The organism is Kitasatospora sp. NPDC054768 (assembly GCF_053612025.1).
Map to the genome: position 1 here is coordinate 6,581 of NZ_JBSHBN010000096.1, position 15,106 is coordinate 21,686.

The following is a 15,106-nucleotide window of genomic DNA, read 5'->3' on the forward strand; positions in this document are numbered from 1 at the left end:
CGCCGGCGCCGACGACGAAGACGCAGTCGCCCACGCACTTGTACACAGCCCTCGCTCCCGACTAGTCTGCAGTTTTACAACGCGGGGGTCGCCGGGGGGGGGGGCGGCGGGGGGGGCGCGGGCCGGGGCCGCCCCCCCCCCCGCCGCCCACCGGGTGTCACGCGAGCGGGACCTCCAACTGCCGGGCCAGGTCCGCGACCAGGGCGTCCAGCCAGCCCCGGACGGTGCCCGCGTCGAACAGGTCGGCGTCGTACTCGACCTGACCCAGGTAGCCGTCGGCGTCCGGGGTGAGCGAGAACGCGCAGTCGGCGCGGGCGGAGTGGCCGGGGATGTCCTCGATCTCGGCGGTCAGGCCGGGGAGGTCGAGGGCGATGGGCGGGGTGCTCTGGACGGCGAGCACGATCTGCGGGTACCCGACGGGCATGGGGACGCCGCGCTCCCGCAGCGGTTCGACCAGCAGGCCGAACGGCATCAGGGAGTGGTCGAGGGCGGAGGCGATCGCCTCGGCGGCGCGGTCCACCAGGCCCGCGAAACCGCTCTCGCCCCGGGTCGGCACCAGGATCGGCATGCTGCTGGTGAGCAGGCCGACCACCTGCTCGTCGACCGGCCGCCGACGGTTGGCGTTGGAGAGCAGGATCAGCACCTCCGGCGCGCCGCTGAGCGAGCCGAGCAGCCGGGCGAACGCGGCGACCACGACGGCCGAGGCGGTGGCGGAGCGCGCGGCGGCGTAGCGCCCGATCTCCTCGGCCACGGCCGCCGGGATCCGGAACTCGGCCGTCTCACCGTGCCCGGAGCGCCGTTCGGGACGGGGCCGGTCGGTGGGCACGTCCACCGAGAGCGAGGCGCCGCCGAGGGCCTCGGCCCAGTGGTCGGCGGCCGCCGCCATGGAGGCCCGGTTGACGACCGTCCGCTCCCAGCAGGCGTGGTCGGTCATCCGGCCGGCCTCTCCCGGCAGCGGCCCGCCCGTGCGGTAGAGCGCGCTCAGGTCGGCCAGCACGGTGGCCAGCGACCAGCCGTCGAGCGCGATGTGGTGGATGGTCAGCAGCAGCACCCACTCCTGCGCCGCCGGGCGCAGCAGTCGGGCGCGCAGCAGCGGGGGCGCCGTCAGGTCGAACGGGCGGCCGACCTCGGCCTCCAGGGCCGCGGCGAGGGCCGCGTCCCGTTCGGCGGGGGCGAGCCCGCGCAGGTCCTCGACCGGGACGTCCAGCGGGGTGTTCGGCAGCACCTGCTGGAGCCCGCCGAGCTCGGTGTCCACGAACCGGGTCCGCAGGCTCTCGTGCCGCTCGGTGACCGCCGTCAGCGCGGCGGCCAGCCGCCCGGGCTCCAGCGGCCCGCGCAGGGTGATCCGCTGGAGGATGTTCCACACCGCGGGGTCGGCGGCGTCGCCGTGGGCCTTGCGCAGCCGCCACTGGGTCACCCCGGCCGGCGCGGCGGACAGCGCCTCCCCGGCGCCGGTCAGGGTGGTCAGCAGCCGGTCGCGGTGGGCCCGGACGAGGCCGGTGACCTCCTCGTCCATCGCGCCGGCGGGGGCCAGGTAGCCGAGCCGCTCGCCGGTGGTGCGCAGCACGATCTCGCGTTCGTCGAGCAGGCGCAGCAGCCGCGCCCAGCCGTCCTCCGCCGTGCTCGCCGCGTCCTCTCCTCGAACGTCCTCCGCCGTGCTCACAGGGTCCCCTCCTCGAAGGCCGGGGCCGGGTGCTGCTCGGCGGCCGGCTCGTGGGCGGCCATCGCGCGGACGGTCGGGCGGCGGAAGAAGTCCAGCACGCCGATCCGCAGCCCGGTCTCCTCGCGGACCCGGTTCAGCAGCCGGGTGGCGGCCAGCGAGTGCCCGCCCAGGTCGAAGAAGGAGGTCTCCACCCCGACGGGGCGGCCGAGCTCCTCCTCCCAGAGCCGTTGCACGGTCCGTTCCAGCTCGGTGGCCGGCGCGGCCTGGGGCTCGTCCGCGCCGAGCGGGCGCGGCTCCGGCAGGGCGGCGGTGTCGAGCTTGCCGTGGGCGTTGAACGGCAGGGCGTCGACGGTGGCCCAGAGCCCGGGCACCATGTAGTCGGGCAGCAGGTCGGCCAGCCGGTCGGCGACCCGGGGCAGGTCGGCCGGCGCGCATCCGACGTACCCGGCGAGCACGGTGCCCGCCGCGGTGCGGCGCGCCGTCACGGCGGCGGCGTGCACGCCGGGAACGCCGCGCAGCACGGTCTCGATCTCGCCCGGCTCGACCCGGTAGCCGCGCACCTTGACCTGGCGGTCGGCCCGGCCGAGGTACTCCAGCCGGCCGTCCGGGCGCCAGCGGCCGAGGTCGCCGGTGCGGTAGCTGGGGCCGTCGGGGGTGTCGGTGAAGACGGCGGCGCTCTCCTCGTCGCGGCCGATGTAGCCGATGCCGACCTGGACGCCGAGGGCGTGGATCTCGCCGACCGCTCCGGCCGGCACCCGGCGGCCGGCGGGGTCGCGCAGCACGATCCGGCTGCCCGGGGTCGGGCGGCCGATCGGCGCGTACTCCGGGCCGTCCGGGTCGATCTCGCCGGCCGTCAGCGCGTGGGTCTCGGTCGGGCCGTAGTGGTTGATCAGCCGGCAGCCGGGGTTGCGGCTCAGGAAGGCCCGCAGCCCGGGGGTGACCAGCACCTGCTCGCCGCCCGAGATCAGCTCCCGCAGGTGCGGCACGGGCTCCTCGCCGAGCGCGTCGGCCAGGGCGGCCAGCGGCGTGTACGGCAGGTGGAGCCGCTCGGCCCGGGTGGAGCGGACCACGGCGGCCAGCGCCGTCACGTCGTAGCGGGTCTCCTCCTCGATCAGCAGCAGGGTGCCGCCGCCGGCCAGTGTGGTGAGGATCTCCTGGACGCTGACGTCGAAGCCGCAGGAGGCGTACTGGAGGGTACGGGCCGCGGGGTGGTCGGCGACGTTCCAGGCCACGAAGTGGGCCAGGGCGAGGGAGTGCATCAGCACGCCCTTGGGGCGGCCGGTGGAGCCTGAGGTGTAGAGCAGGTACGCGGGGGCCTGCGCCGAGGGGGCGGGCAGCGGGGGCAGTTCGGCGGCGGCGTCGGCCGGGGCGGTGGCGGTGAGCACCGTCGGGACGGTCAGGCCGAGCTCCGCCGGGGCGTCGTCCGTGGTGGTGAGCAGGACGACCGGCGCGCTGTCCTCGACGATCAGCCGGCAGCGCTCGGGGCCCTGCAGCACGTCGACGGGTACGTGGACGGCGCCGAGGCGCAGGATGGCCAGCAGCGCGGCCACCAGGTCGACCGAGCGGGGCAGCAGGACGCCCACCCGGCTGCCCTCGCGGACGCCGGCCGCCAGCAGCCGGCCGGCCAGGTCGTCCGCCCGGGCCAGCAGCGTCCGGTAGTCCGTCCCGGTGCCGTCGGCGGCGACCACCGCGGTCTGCTCGGGCCGGCCTGCCGCGGTCGCGGCGATGGTGGCCAGCGGGTGCTCGGGTTCCCGGACGGCCGGGGGGCCGCACTCCAGGGCGGTGTCGGCCTCGGTGGCGGACACGGCGGTGAGTTCGACGAGGGGGCGCTCCGGGTCCGAGACCGCGGCGGTGAGCAGCCGCTCGAAGGCGCCGAGCAGCCGGTCGACGGTGGCCCGGTCGAAGAGGGTCTCGGCGTACTCGACGTGGCAGCGGATGCCGTCGGGCAGGCTGGTCAGGAAGAGCGTCAGGTCGAAGGCGGAGCGGTCCGCGACGTGGTCCAGCGGACGGGCCGTCACCCCGGGCAGGTCCAGTTCGAAGACCATGTGGTTCTCGAACTCGACCATGACCTGGAACAGCGGGTTGCGGCTGGTGTCGCGCTGCGGGTTCAGCTCCTGCACCAGTACCTCGAAGGGCAGCTGCTGGTGCTCGTAGGCGTCCAGCGCGGTGGAGCGGACCCGGCCGAGCGCCTCGGCGAAGGCCGGCTCGCCGGAGAGGTCCAGGCGCAGCGCCAGGGTGTTGACGAAGAACCCGACCAGGTCCTCGGTGCCGTCGGCCCGGTTGGCCACCGGGGTGCCCAGCACGATCTCGTCCTGGCCGGCGTACCGCTGCAGGACGCCGGCGAAGCCGGTCAGCAGCACCATGAACAGGGTGGAGCGCTTGGACCGGGCCAACTCCCGCAGGCCGTCCGCGAGTTCGGCGGGCAGGTGGTGGACGAAGGAGCGGCCCCGGCCGTCCGGCACCGCCGGGCGCGGCCGGTCGGTGGGCAGGGACAGCACCGGCAGGTCACCGCCGCCGAACACCTTGCGCCAGTGGGCGAGGCTCTCCTCGTACTCGCCGGCGGCCACCCGGGCCCGCTCGCGGGCGGCCTCGGTGGCCGGGCCGGTGGTGAGCACCGGGAGCCGGGCGGCCCGGTCCTCCCGGGCGGCCAGGTAGAGCTCGCCCAGCTCGCGGGTGATCACCACGGTGGACAGGGTGTCGATCACGATGTGGTGCATCGAGAGGACCAGGACGTGCCGGTCGGCGTCCCGCTCCAGCAGCAGGGCCCGGAACAGCGGGCCCTCGGCGAGGTCGAAGCGGTGGGCGCCCTCGGCGGCGACCAGGTCGGCCACCGGGTCCGGGCTGCCGCCGTCGGCCGTGATCCGCCGCAGCACCGGGCCGGCGGGCGGCGCCAGCACCTGCTGGAACGGTTCGCCGTCCTGCTCCCGGAAGACGGTGCGCAGCGCGACGTGGCGTTCGACCAGCCGGCGCAGCGCGGCGTCCAGGGCCCGCGGGTCGAGCGGGCCGTCCAGGGCGATCGCCTTGACCTCGTTGTACTGCCCGCCGTCGGGCAGCATCCGGTGCAGGAACCACATCCGCTGCTGGGCGTAGGACAGCGGCGCGCCGCGCAGGGTGTCCCGGCGCAGGACGTCGAGCTGGGGCAGGCCGGCCGCCACCAGGTCGGGGGAGAGCCCGAAGTCCACGAAGGCGGCGATCTCGTCGGCGCCGGCCGCCCGCAGCTCGGACAGCACCCCCTGGACGCTCTCCGGGGTGCCGATCAGCGCGCGGGAGGCGCAGTAGCGCTCGTACGCGCGCTCCAGCACGTACTCCAGGTCGTCATCACGGGCGCTCTCGTAGTCCAGGGTCAGGCCCAGGCTGTTGGCCATCTGCCCGAACAGCGAGAGCGAGGAGCGCAGGTAGTTGCAGAACGGCCGGTAGGCCTGCTCGCGGGCGGTGGCCAGGTCGGTGCCCAGGTAGGTGTGGACCAGCACGACCACCCGGCCGGCCTCCGGGTCGAGCCCGTGCTCGGCCCGGGTGCGCCGGTAGACCTCGATGTTCTCGGCCAGCTGGGAGATGTCCTGGGTCATCAGGTTGGTGATGACGCCGAGGTCGTGCCGGGCGGCCTCGCGGAAGCTGTCCGGGTTGCCGACGATCGCGGTGAACATGGGCGGCAGGTCCTGCAGGGGGCGCGGGTGCAGGGTCACCTCGATCGGCTCACCGTTGCCGTTGCGGCCCTGGTACGGCTCGCCGCGCCACAGCGCCCGGACGGTGTCGACCTGCCGGTGCATCAGCTCCTTGTGGCTGCCGTAGTTCTCGGGGAAGAACAGGAAGTCGTTGGGGTGCCAGCCGCTGGCGCAGCCCAGGCCGACCCGGCCGCCGGACAGGTTGTCGACCACCGACCACTCCTCGGCCACCCGCACCGGGTGGTGCAGCGGCAGCACGGCGCAGCCCGCGTTCAGCCGGATCCGGCTGGTCTCCCGGGCGAGGGCGGCGGCCAGCACCGAGGGGTTGGGGAAGATGCCGCCGAAGGAGTGGAAGTGGCGCTCCGGCAGCCAGACCGAGTGGAAGTCGTGCCGGTCGGCGAAGCGGGCGCTCTCCAGGACGATGCGGTACTTCTCGTCCTCCGGGGAGTCCAGCGGGTAGTCGCCGAAGAAGTAGAGGCTGAAGTCCACCGGCCGCTGCGGGTCGCTGACCGGCTGGTACGCGATCGGCTCCGCCCGGCCGCGCACGGTCTCGGCGGGGACGGCGAGTTCGGCGGCCGGCCGGGGGGCCGGCAGGCGGACGCCGGGCGAGGCCGGGAAGAAGCCGCCGCGCCGCAGGTCGCGCAGCGACTCGCGGACCGCGTCGATCACGAACTCCAGGTCGCCGTCGGTGTGGGCGGTGGAGAGGAAGAAGTTGCGCCACTCCCACACGTAGACCCCGCGGGTCAGCAGGTGCGGGAAGAGCAGCTCCATGTCGGCCCGGGGCTCGAAGCGGAAGAGCGAGCCGAAGTGGGCCAGGCGCAGCGGGAACTCCTCCTCCTCGAAGAAGCCGTTCAGGGTGGCCGCCAGCTCGTCGGTGCGGGCGTTCAGCCGCTCCTGGAGGCCGGGGCCGGCCGCCTTGAGGTGGCGCAGCACCGCGCCCGCGGCGGTCATCGCCAGCGGGTGCTGGATGTAGGTGCCGCCGAAGAAGGTGGTGTCCTTGGGCGGGTAGCTGTCGTCCCCGTAGTCCCAGTGGCCGCCGTCGATCCCGTCCATGATGTCGGCCCGCCCGGCGATCGCGCCGATCGGGTAGCCGCCGCCCAGCACCTTGCCGTAGGTGGACATGTCGGGGGTGACGCCCCAGAAGCCCTCGGCGCCGCGCAGGTGGGGCCGGAAGCCGGTGAGCATCTGGTCGAAGACCAGCACGATGCCGAGCCGGGTGGTCAGTTCGCGCAGCGAGCGGACGAAGTCGGCGGGCTGGCGGCCGGGGTGGCGGCTCTGCACCGGTTCGACCAGGACGGCGGCGATCCGGTCGCCGTGCTCCTCGATGACCTTGAGGCTCTCCGGGTCGCCGTACCGCAGCACCAGCAGGTCGGCGACCGCGCTGCCGGGGATGCCGATGGAGACCGGGACGGTCTCCCGGTCGGCGCCGCGGCCCAGCGTCCGGCCCAGGGTCTGGTCGGAGTGGCCGTGGTAGGAGCCCTCGAACATGACGATCTTGTCCCGGCCGGTGTGCGCGCGGGCCAGCCGGATCGCCCCGGCGTTCGCCTCGGTGCCGGAGTTGGCGAAGGCGACCCTCTCGGTGCCGGTCAGCTCGGCCAGCAGCTCGGCGGCCTCGCCGGTCTCCGGACCGCGCGGGCCCAGCCGCAGGCCCGAGGACAGGTGCTCGCGGACGGCCTCGGAGACGAACTGCGGGTCGTGGCCGAAGAGCAGGACGCCGAAGCCCATGGTGATGTCGACGTACGCGTTGCCGTCGACGTCCTCCAGCCGGGAGCCCCGGGCCCGCCGGGCGGCGAGCGGGTAGAGCATCTCCTTGGTGCCGGAGCGGAAGCCGACCACGGCACGGCTGTCCGCCAGGGTGCGGCGGTGACGGCGGGTGATCGCCTTGGAGGCGGTGGTGCGGGCGGTGAAGCGGGCGACCAGCTCGTCCACGTGGGCGCGCTGCTGGTCGGTCAGGCCGCCGGAGGCCATGCCGGACTCGCGGGAGACGGTCACCCGGGGGCCGTGCACCTGCGGGGCGGGCGCCTCGGCGGCGGGTGCGGCGGGCGCTGCGGCGGGTGCCTCGGCGGCGGGTGCGGGTGCGGGTGCGGGGGCGACGGCGGGCGTCGGGACCGGGGCGGTGACGGGTACGGCCGCCGCCGGGGGCAGGGCCGCGGGCACGGGCGCCGCGGGGAGCGCGGGCGCGCCGCCGCCGGCCAGCAGGCCGAGCTGGTCGCGCATCAGGTCGGAGAACTGGCCGAGGAGCGCGAGCTGGCGCTCGATCAGGCCGGTGCCGTCGGTCACCGGCCTCAGTGCGGTGGGCACCGCCTGCGGGACGCTGGGCGCGACGGGCACGGGCTGGGGAACCGGCACCGCGGCCGGGGCCTGGACGGGCGGTGCCTGGACGGGCGGGGCCGGGTGGACGGCGGGTGCGCCCTGGGCCACCGGGGCGGCCTGGACGGCAGCGGGAACGGCGGCCGGAGCGGGCACCGCAGCCGTGGCGGCCGCCGGAACGGGCGCGGGCTCGGGCTCCGCCACGGGCTCCGGCTCGGCGGCCGGCAGCAGCGTGGCCAGCACCGCCGGCTCCAGCCGGGAGGCGATCAGCCCGGCCAGCCGGGCCGGGGTGTCGGCCGCCTCGAAGAGTTCGCGCATCGACACCCGGACCCGGAACGCGCGCTCCAGGTCGCGGATCATGTTGATCATCGAGAGCGAGTCGGCGCCCAGGTCGAAGAACGGCTCGTCCGTCCCGACCGAGGCCTCGTCGTAGCCGAGCTGGCGGGCCGTCTGCTCGACGACCCGGCGCAGGACGGCCTGCTCGGCGAACTCCTCGGGGCTCGGCGTCGGTGCGGCGGCCGGCGTCGTGGCCGGTGCGCTCTGCTGGGGTGGGTCCTGGCGCATGGCGGGGTCCTCGGTGGTGGGCCGGGCAGGGGCGGTGAACCAGTGGCGGCGGCGTTGGAAGACGGTGGTGGGCAGCGGGACGCGGCGGGCAGGCCCGTCCGGCCAGTCCCGGGCGGCGGCGAAGCGGGCCCAGTCGAGCGGGACGCCGTGCGACCACAGCGCGGCCGCGGCGGCGTCGAACTGCTGCTCCGGCGAGGCGCCGCGCCGGCCGCCGGCGACGAAGTGGCGGTGCGGCAGCTCCCGGCGGCCCATGCCGGTCAGCGTCGGGTGCGGGCCGAGCTCCAGGAACAGCTCGTGGTCCAGTCCGTCCAGCGCGGCGAGCACCTGGTCGAACCGGGCGGTCTCCCGGGTCTGCCGCAGGAAGTACTCGGGCGTCGGGACGGTCCCGGGGGCCAGCACCTCGCCGCCGAGGTTGCTGACCAGCGGGACGGCCAGCGGCCGCAGGCGCAGCCGGGCCAGCTGGTCGCGGAAGGGGTCGAGCATCGGGTCGAGCAGGCGGGAGTGGAACGCCCGGTCGGTGGCCAGGCGTTCGGTGGTCACCCCGTCGGCGGCCAGCACGGCCTCGGCGGCGGCGATCTCGCGCGGCGGGCCGGCCAGCACGCACTGGCCCTTGCCGTTGACCACGGCCAGGTCCACCCCGGGCAGCCAGTCGCCGAGCCCGGCCAGCCGGTCCGGGCCGGCCGAGACCACCGTCATGGCGCCCGGTTCGGTCAGCCGGTGCATCAGCCGGCCGCGCAGCGCCGTCAGGAACATCCCGTCGGCCAGGTCGAGCGCGCCGGCCGCGTGGAAGGCCGCGTACTCCCCGGCGCTGTGCCCGGCGACCGCGGCGGGACGCACGCCGAGCTCCTGCCAGAGCCGCAGGTAGGCCGCTTGGAGGGCGAACAGCGCGGGCTGCGCCGCCTCGGTGGTCCAGGTGTCCTCGGTGCCCTGCGCGGCGGGGTCGAGCAGCAGCGGCAGCAGCGGCTCGTCCCAGGCCGCGCGGTGCAGCCGGTCGCACTCCTCCAGGACGGCGCGGAAGACCGGGAATGCGGCGTGCAGTTCGGCGGCCATGCCCCGGTACTGGGATCCCTGGCCGGTGAAGAGCAGCACCGGCCGGACCTCGCCGCGCCCGGTCTCGCGGTGGGCCGCGCCGGCGGTGGGCCGGCCCGCCAGGAAGGCGTCCAGGCCCGTGCGCAGGGCGGCCGGGTCGGGGCCGGTGACGGCCAGCCGGTGGCGCAGCGCGCGCCGGCCGGCGCCGAGGGTGAGCGGCAGGTCGCCGGGTGCCAGGGCGGGTTCGGCGTCCAGCCGGTCGCGGAGCAGTCCGGCCAGCTCGGTGAGGCCCTGGGCGGTGCGGGCCGACAGCGGCAGCACGGTCGGGGCCGGCCGCGGCGCGGGCACCGCGGCGGTGGCCGGGGCCTGCTCGAGCACCAGGTGGGCGTTGGTGCCGCCGACGCCCAGGGCGCTGACCCCGGCCCGGCGCGGGGTGGGGCCGTCCGGCCAGTCCCGGCGCTCGGCGGCGAGCCGGAACGGGCTGCCGGCCAGCTCCAGCGCGGGGTTGGGGCTGGTGAAGTTCACCAGCGGCGGGACGGTGCCGTGCCGCAGCACCAGCAGCGCCTTGATCAGGCCCGCCATTCCGGCGCAGGTGTCCAGGTGGCCGATGTTGGGCTTGACCGAGCCGAGCGAGCAGAACCCGGCGGCCTCGGTCCGGGACCGGAACGCCTGGGCCAGCGCCCGGAACTCGATCGGGTCGCCGAGCGGGGTGCCGGTGCCGTGGGCCTCGATGTAGCCGATGCTCTCGGCCGGTACGCCCGCGAGGTCCAGGGCCCGGCCGACCACGGCCGCCTGCCCGTCCACGCTGGGCGCGGTGTAGCCGACCTTCCGGCCGCCGTCGTTGTTGACGGCGGAGCCGAGGATCACCCCGTGCACGGTGTCGCCGTCGGCGAGCGCCCGGTCGAGGCGCTTGAGCAGGACGGCGGCGACGCCGTTGCCGCCGACCGTGCCGCCCGCGTCGGCGTCGAAGGCCCGGCAGGCGCCGTCGGGGGAGAGGATCGACCCCTCCTCGTAGCGGTAGCCGGCGGCCTGCGGGATGTGCAGGGCGGCGGCCCCGGCGAGGGCCAGCTCGCAGTCGCCCGCCAGCAGGGACTGCACGGCCAGGTGCACCGCGACCAGCGAGGTGGAGCAGGCCGTCTGCACGCCGATCGCCGGACCGGTGAGGCCCAGCCGGTAGGCGACCCGGGTGGCGGCGAAGTCCGCCTGGTTGCCGATCGCGGTCTGCAGGGCGGCCACCGGTTCGGCCGGGTCGGCGGTGGCGGCCAGGGTGTGCTGGTAGTAGTTGCGCAGCGCGTACAGGGTCATCCCGGTTCCGGCGAAGACCCCGACCCGGCGCTCCGGGTCCGGTGCGTCGTAGCCGCCGTCCTCCAGGGCCTGGCGGCAGATCTCCAGCAGCAGGCGCTGCTGCGGGTCCATCAGCGCGGCCTCGGTGCCGCTGATGCCGAACGCCTCGGCGTCGAAATGGTCGACGTCGGTGAGCGCCCCGGTGACCGGGACGAAGTCGGGGTGGCGGTACTCCTCCGGGCGCAGTCCGGCGGCCGCCAGCTCCTCCTCGGTGAACCGGGTGGTGCTGCGGACGCCCTCGACGATGTTCCGCCAGTACTGCTCGGGGGTGTCGGCGCCCGGCAGGCGCAGCGCCAGGCCGACGATCGCCACCCGGCGGTCGTCGCCCGGCCCGGCGTCGGTGCCGGCGGCGGGGGAGCGGAGCGGAGCGGTGGGTGCGGCCGGTTCGGCGGCCAGGTGCTCGATCAGGGCGTCCACGGTGGGGTGGCGGAACAGCTCGGTGGGCGCCGGGGGCGTGGGCAGCACGGCGCTGAGCGCGCCGTGCACCCGCATCAACTGGAGGGAGCCGATGCCGAGTTCGGCGAGCGGGCGGCCCGGGTCCAGCGGGGTGTCCAGGACGGACTCGAAGGCGTCCAGGACGAGTCGGCGCAGCCCGGACGGTGCGGTCCGGCCGGTGCCCGGGACGGGCTGTGCGGCGGGCCGGCCGTCCGCTGCCGCGGTGCCCGGTGTCGTGGTGTCCGGTGCCGTGGTGGACGGTGCCGTGGTGCCCGGTGCCGGGGCGGCGGCGGTCACCGGGCGGGGCGCGGTGGCGCGCAGCCGGCGCCGGGCGGCGGGGGAGCTCGGGTCCGGACCGGCGTACCGGTGACCCGGGGCGCCGGCCAGCAGCAGGGCGGCCAGTCGGCGCCCGTGGGCGGCGCTCAGCACGGCGATGCCCCGGCCGGTGGCGGCCTGCTCGTTCTCCGTGTCGCGGTTCATGCCGACCCCGCGCCACAGGCCCCAGGAGATCGTCCAGGCCGGGGTGCCGCTCTCGCGGCGCAGCCGCTCGACGGTGCTCTCCAGGTAGCGGTTGGCGGCGGCGTAGCCGGTGGAGCCGACCGCCTCCTGGAGGCCGATCATCGAGGAGAAGGCGACGAACTGTGCTCCGGGCCGTTCCTTGACCAGCTCGATGAGGTGGTCGGTGCCCTCGGCCTTGGTCCGGACGGCCTCCCGCCAGCCCTCGGTGCCGGTGTCGGCGAGGAGCGCGAGCCGGTAGCCGCCGGCCAGGTGGAGCACGCCGTCCAGCGGCGCCTGCCACTCCCGTTCGGCCTCGGCGACGACCTCCGCCACCTGCTGACGGTTCGTCACATCGGCCTGGCGGTAGCCGACCTGACCGCCCTGGGCGGCCAGTCGGCGCAGTGCGGCCCGGCGTTCGGCGCCCTCGGCGGTCGGGGCGTCCAGGTCGCTGCGGCCGACGATCAGCAGTCGGGAGCCGTACTCGCGCAGCAGCCCGGGCAGCAGCTCGGCGGCGATCCCGCCGAGGCCGCCGGTGACGAGGTAGCGGGCGCCGGGGGTGAGCAGCGAGCAGCCCGCCCCGGACGGCGCGGAGGCAGCCTCGACCGTTTCCAGCCGGGGGACCCAGGGGCGGCCGGCGCGCCAGGCGGATTCGGGTTCGGGCCGGGGATCGGTGAGCAGGGCGAGCAGGGCGCCGGCCTGTTCCGCGGCCGGTGCCTCGCGTGGCAGGTCGAGGTGCCGGGCGGCGGGCACCAGTTGTTCGGCCCGCGCCCCGGCGGTCAGCGCCGCGGTCAATGCGGCGGTGGGCCTGGGGAGTTCTCCGGGGAGTACGGCGTGCAGCCCGGCGCTGACCGAGACCAGCTCGCGGAGCGGCGGCCGGGCCGGGAGCGCCCGGAGCAGGGCGAGCAGTGCCTCGTCCGGCCGGGCCGGTCCGTCGGCCGTCGCGCTCCAGAGGTAGACCAGCCGGTCGGCCGTCCGGTCCCCGAGGGCCCGCAGCCAGTCCTCGGGGTCGGTGGTCGGCGGCCGGTCCACCACCAGGGCGTTCGGCAGGGCGGTGGCCAGGGCCTCGGTGAGGGTGCCGGGGCCGGCCGGGCCGAGCAGCAGGATCGTTTCGTCCGCCAGCGGAGCGGCCACGGCCTGCGGAACCGGGCGGGGCTCCCAGCCGAGCCGCCGCACGCAGTCCGGCAGCGTCCGGGAGTTGGCCTCGGCCAGGTCCAGCGCCACGACGTGGTCGTCGAGTTCGCCGTCCAGCAGCCGGCGACGCAGCGCGGTGCGCTGGATCTTGCCGCTGGTGGTGCGGGGGAACTCGGCCGCCGGGACGGGGAGCACCAGGGCGGGCGCGGGCTGTCGGCGAGCCGCCAGCAGCTGCCGCACCTCGGCGGCGACGGGCGGCGCGGGGGCCTGCGGGTCGCTCTGGACGTAGGCGATCACCAGCTGCTCGGTGCCGGTGCGTTCGTCCGGCACCCCGAAGGCCGCGACGTGTCCGGAGCGCACCCCCGCCACGGAGGCCACCACGTCCTCCAGCTCGTGGCAGAAGTAGTGCACGCCGTTGACGATGATGATCTCCTTGCGACGGCCGGTGAGCACCACCTCGCCGTCGGTCAGGAAGGCGAGGTCCCCGGTGTCGAACCAGTCGTCGCCGACGAAGGCCTCCTGGTTGGCGGCCGGGTTGTTCAGGTACCCCGGCGTCACCCGGCCGGAGCGGACCTGGAGCCGGCCGACCCAGTGCTCGGGCAGCGCCCGCCCGTTGTCGTCGGTGACCCGCATCCGGGTGCCGGGCGCGGGCCGTCCCATGCTGAGGAAGCCGGTGCCGCGCTCCGCCGAGTCCGGGTCGGCGGGCTCCAGCCGGCCGCTGAGCGAGTCGGTGCGCACCAGCCGGCGGGAACCGTCCTCGTGGTAGCGCTTGTAGGTGATCACCGTGCAGGTCTCGGCCATGCCCCAGCCCAGCAGCAGGTGCTCGGGGCGGACGCCGAACGGGGCGGTGGCGGCCAGGAACTCGTCCAGCACCGCCTCGGTGCACTGCTCGCCGGCGTTGATCAGCGACTTGACCGCGGACAGGTCCCAGTGGCGTCCGGGCCCGGCGGCCCGGACGGCCTCGGCGACCAGCCGGTAGCCGAAGTTGGGCGACCAGGAGTGCGCGCCCCGGTAGCGCTCCAGCGCGTCCAGCCAGACCAGCGGGTCGGCGAGGACGAGTTCGGTGGGCACCTGCACCTGGTCGGCGGCCAGCACCACGTCGCGCAGGTGGAACATCAGCAGTCCGGCGACGTGGTCCAGGGGCAGCCAGTTGACCGTGGTGTCGGCCGGATCGCAGCCGTTCGCGACGGCTCCGGCGGTGTACTCCAGGATGCCGCGGTGGGTGATCTGCACCGCCTTGGACCGCCCGGTGCTGCCGGAGGACAGCTGGAGGATCGCGACGTCGCCGGGGGCGGGGGCGTGTTCGGCGGCCGCCGGCCGGTCGCCGTCGACGGGCCGGTCGACGGCGATCACCCGCAGGCCCGGCGCCGGGTACAGCTCCCCGAGCCGCTCCAGGCCGGCCACCGCCGGCCCGCAGGCGAGCACCGGCGGCTCCTCCAGGGTCTGCCAGGCGTGCCAGAGCTTCTCCAGGACGGGGTTGCGCTCGTGGTAGTCCGGCGGGCGTGCCACCGTCACCGGCTGCACCCCGCCCAGCAGGCAGGCCCACAGGGTGGGGAAGTAGAGCTCCGGGTCCGGGACCTGGAGGATCACCCGGTCCCCGGCCCGCACTCCGGCGGAGGCCAGGGTGGTGAGGATCTCGCGCGATCGGGCCAGGAGTTGACGGTAGGTCAGCCGAGTCGCCTCGCCGCCCGCCCGGACCAGGTGCAGCCCCCGGTCGGGGTGCAGCTCGGCGGCGCGCAGCAGCGCCTCGGGCAGCGTCCGGGGCGCGTCCGGCGCGGGTGCGTGCAGCGGGGCGCCGACGGCCTCCGTCCCGGGGCCCGCGGGCGCGGCCGCCGGCTCCGTCGGGGCGGTGCCGGCCGTCGCCGACCCCTCCCCGAACGGCCGCCAGCGGTCGGTGAGTTCACGCAGGTGGCGCAGGGCGGGGCCGGGTGCGGCCGGCGCCCGGGTGAGCGCCGCGGCCAGGGCGGCGGCGTCGGGTTCGCCCTCGGGGGTGCGGACGATGCCGTCCAGGAGGTGCACCTCGGCGCTCGGGTCGGCGTCCAGCAGCGCCGCGGCGGCCCGGCGGCGCAGGGCCTCGGGATCGCCGTCGACGGCGGGCACCAGGTAGGCCCGCAGGCCTGGGCGGCCGTTCCCGTGCTCGACGGGCAGCAGCGCGCAGTCGGCGATCTCGGGGCGCAGCAGCAGTCGGGCTTCCAGGGTTCGCAGCCGGCCGTGGTCGGGACCGGTGGGGCTCATGACGTTCGGCACCTTTCGGATCGGTGCCGGGGCGCGGGTGTGGGCCGCCCCGGGTCAGGGAGGGGAGCGGAGACGGGTGGCGCGTACGGCGCGGGGGCGCCGGGGCGGTGCGGGGGAAAGCGCGGTGTCGCCTACGGCGCGGGCGCCGGAGGGGTGGTGCGAAGGAGCGGTGTCGCGTGCGGCGTGGGGGTGTCGCGGGAGTGGTGCGTCGGGCCGGTGTCGGGTACGGCGCGGG

At 76.3% G+C, this 15,106-nt stretch carries 2 protein-coding genes; both read right to left on the reverse strand.

Going from position 1 to position 15,106, the window contains the following annotated elements:
• Window positions 1-157: 157 nt before the first annotated feature.
• Window positions 158-1,663, reverse strand: coding sequence for a condensation domain-containing protein (locus ACWGKU_RS25660; RefSeq protein WP_452178662.1), 1,506 nt, complete (start codon window positions 1,661-1,663; stop codon window positions 158-160).
• The gene (locus ACWGKU_RS25665) at window positions 1,660-14,871 is read right to left on the reverse strand and encodes a MupA/Atu3671 family FMN-dependent luciferase-like monooxygenase (protein WP_452191575.1); all 13,212 of its coding nucleotides are present in this window, start codon (window positions 14,869-14,871) and stop codon (window positions 1,660-1,662) included. The genes ACWGKU_RS25660 and ACWGKU_RS25665 overlap by 4 nt, the downstream gene beginning before the upstream one ends.
• Window positions 14,872-15,106: the final 235 nt, after the last annotated feature.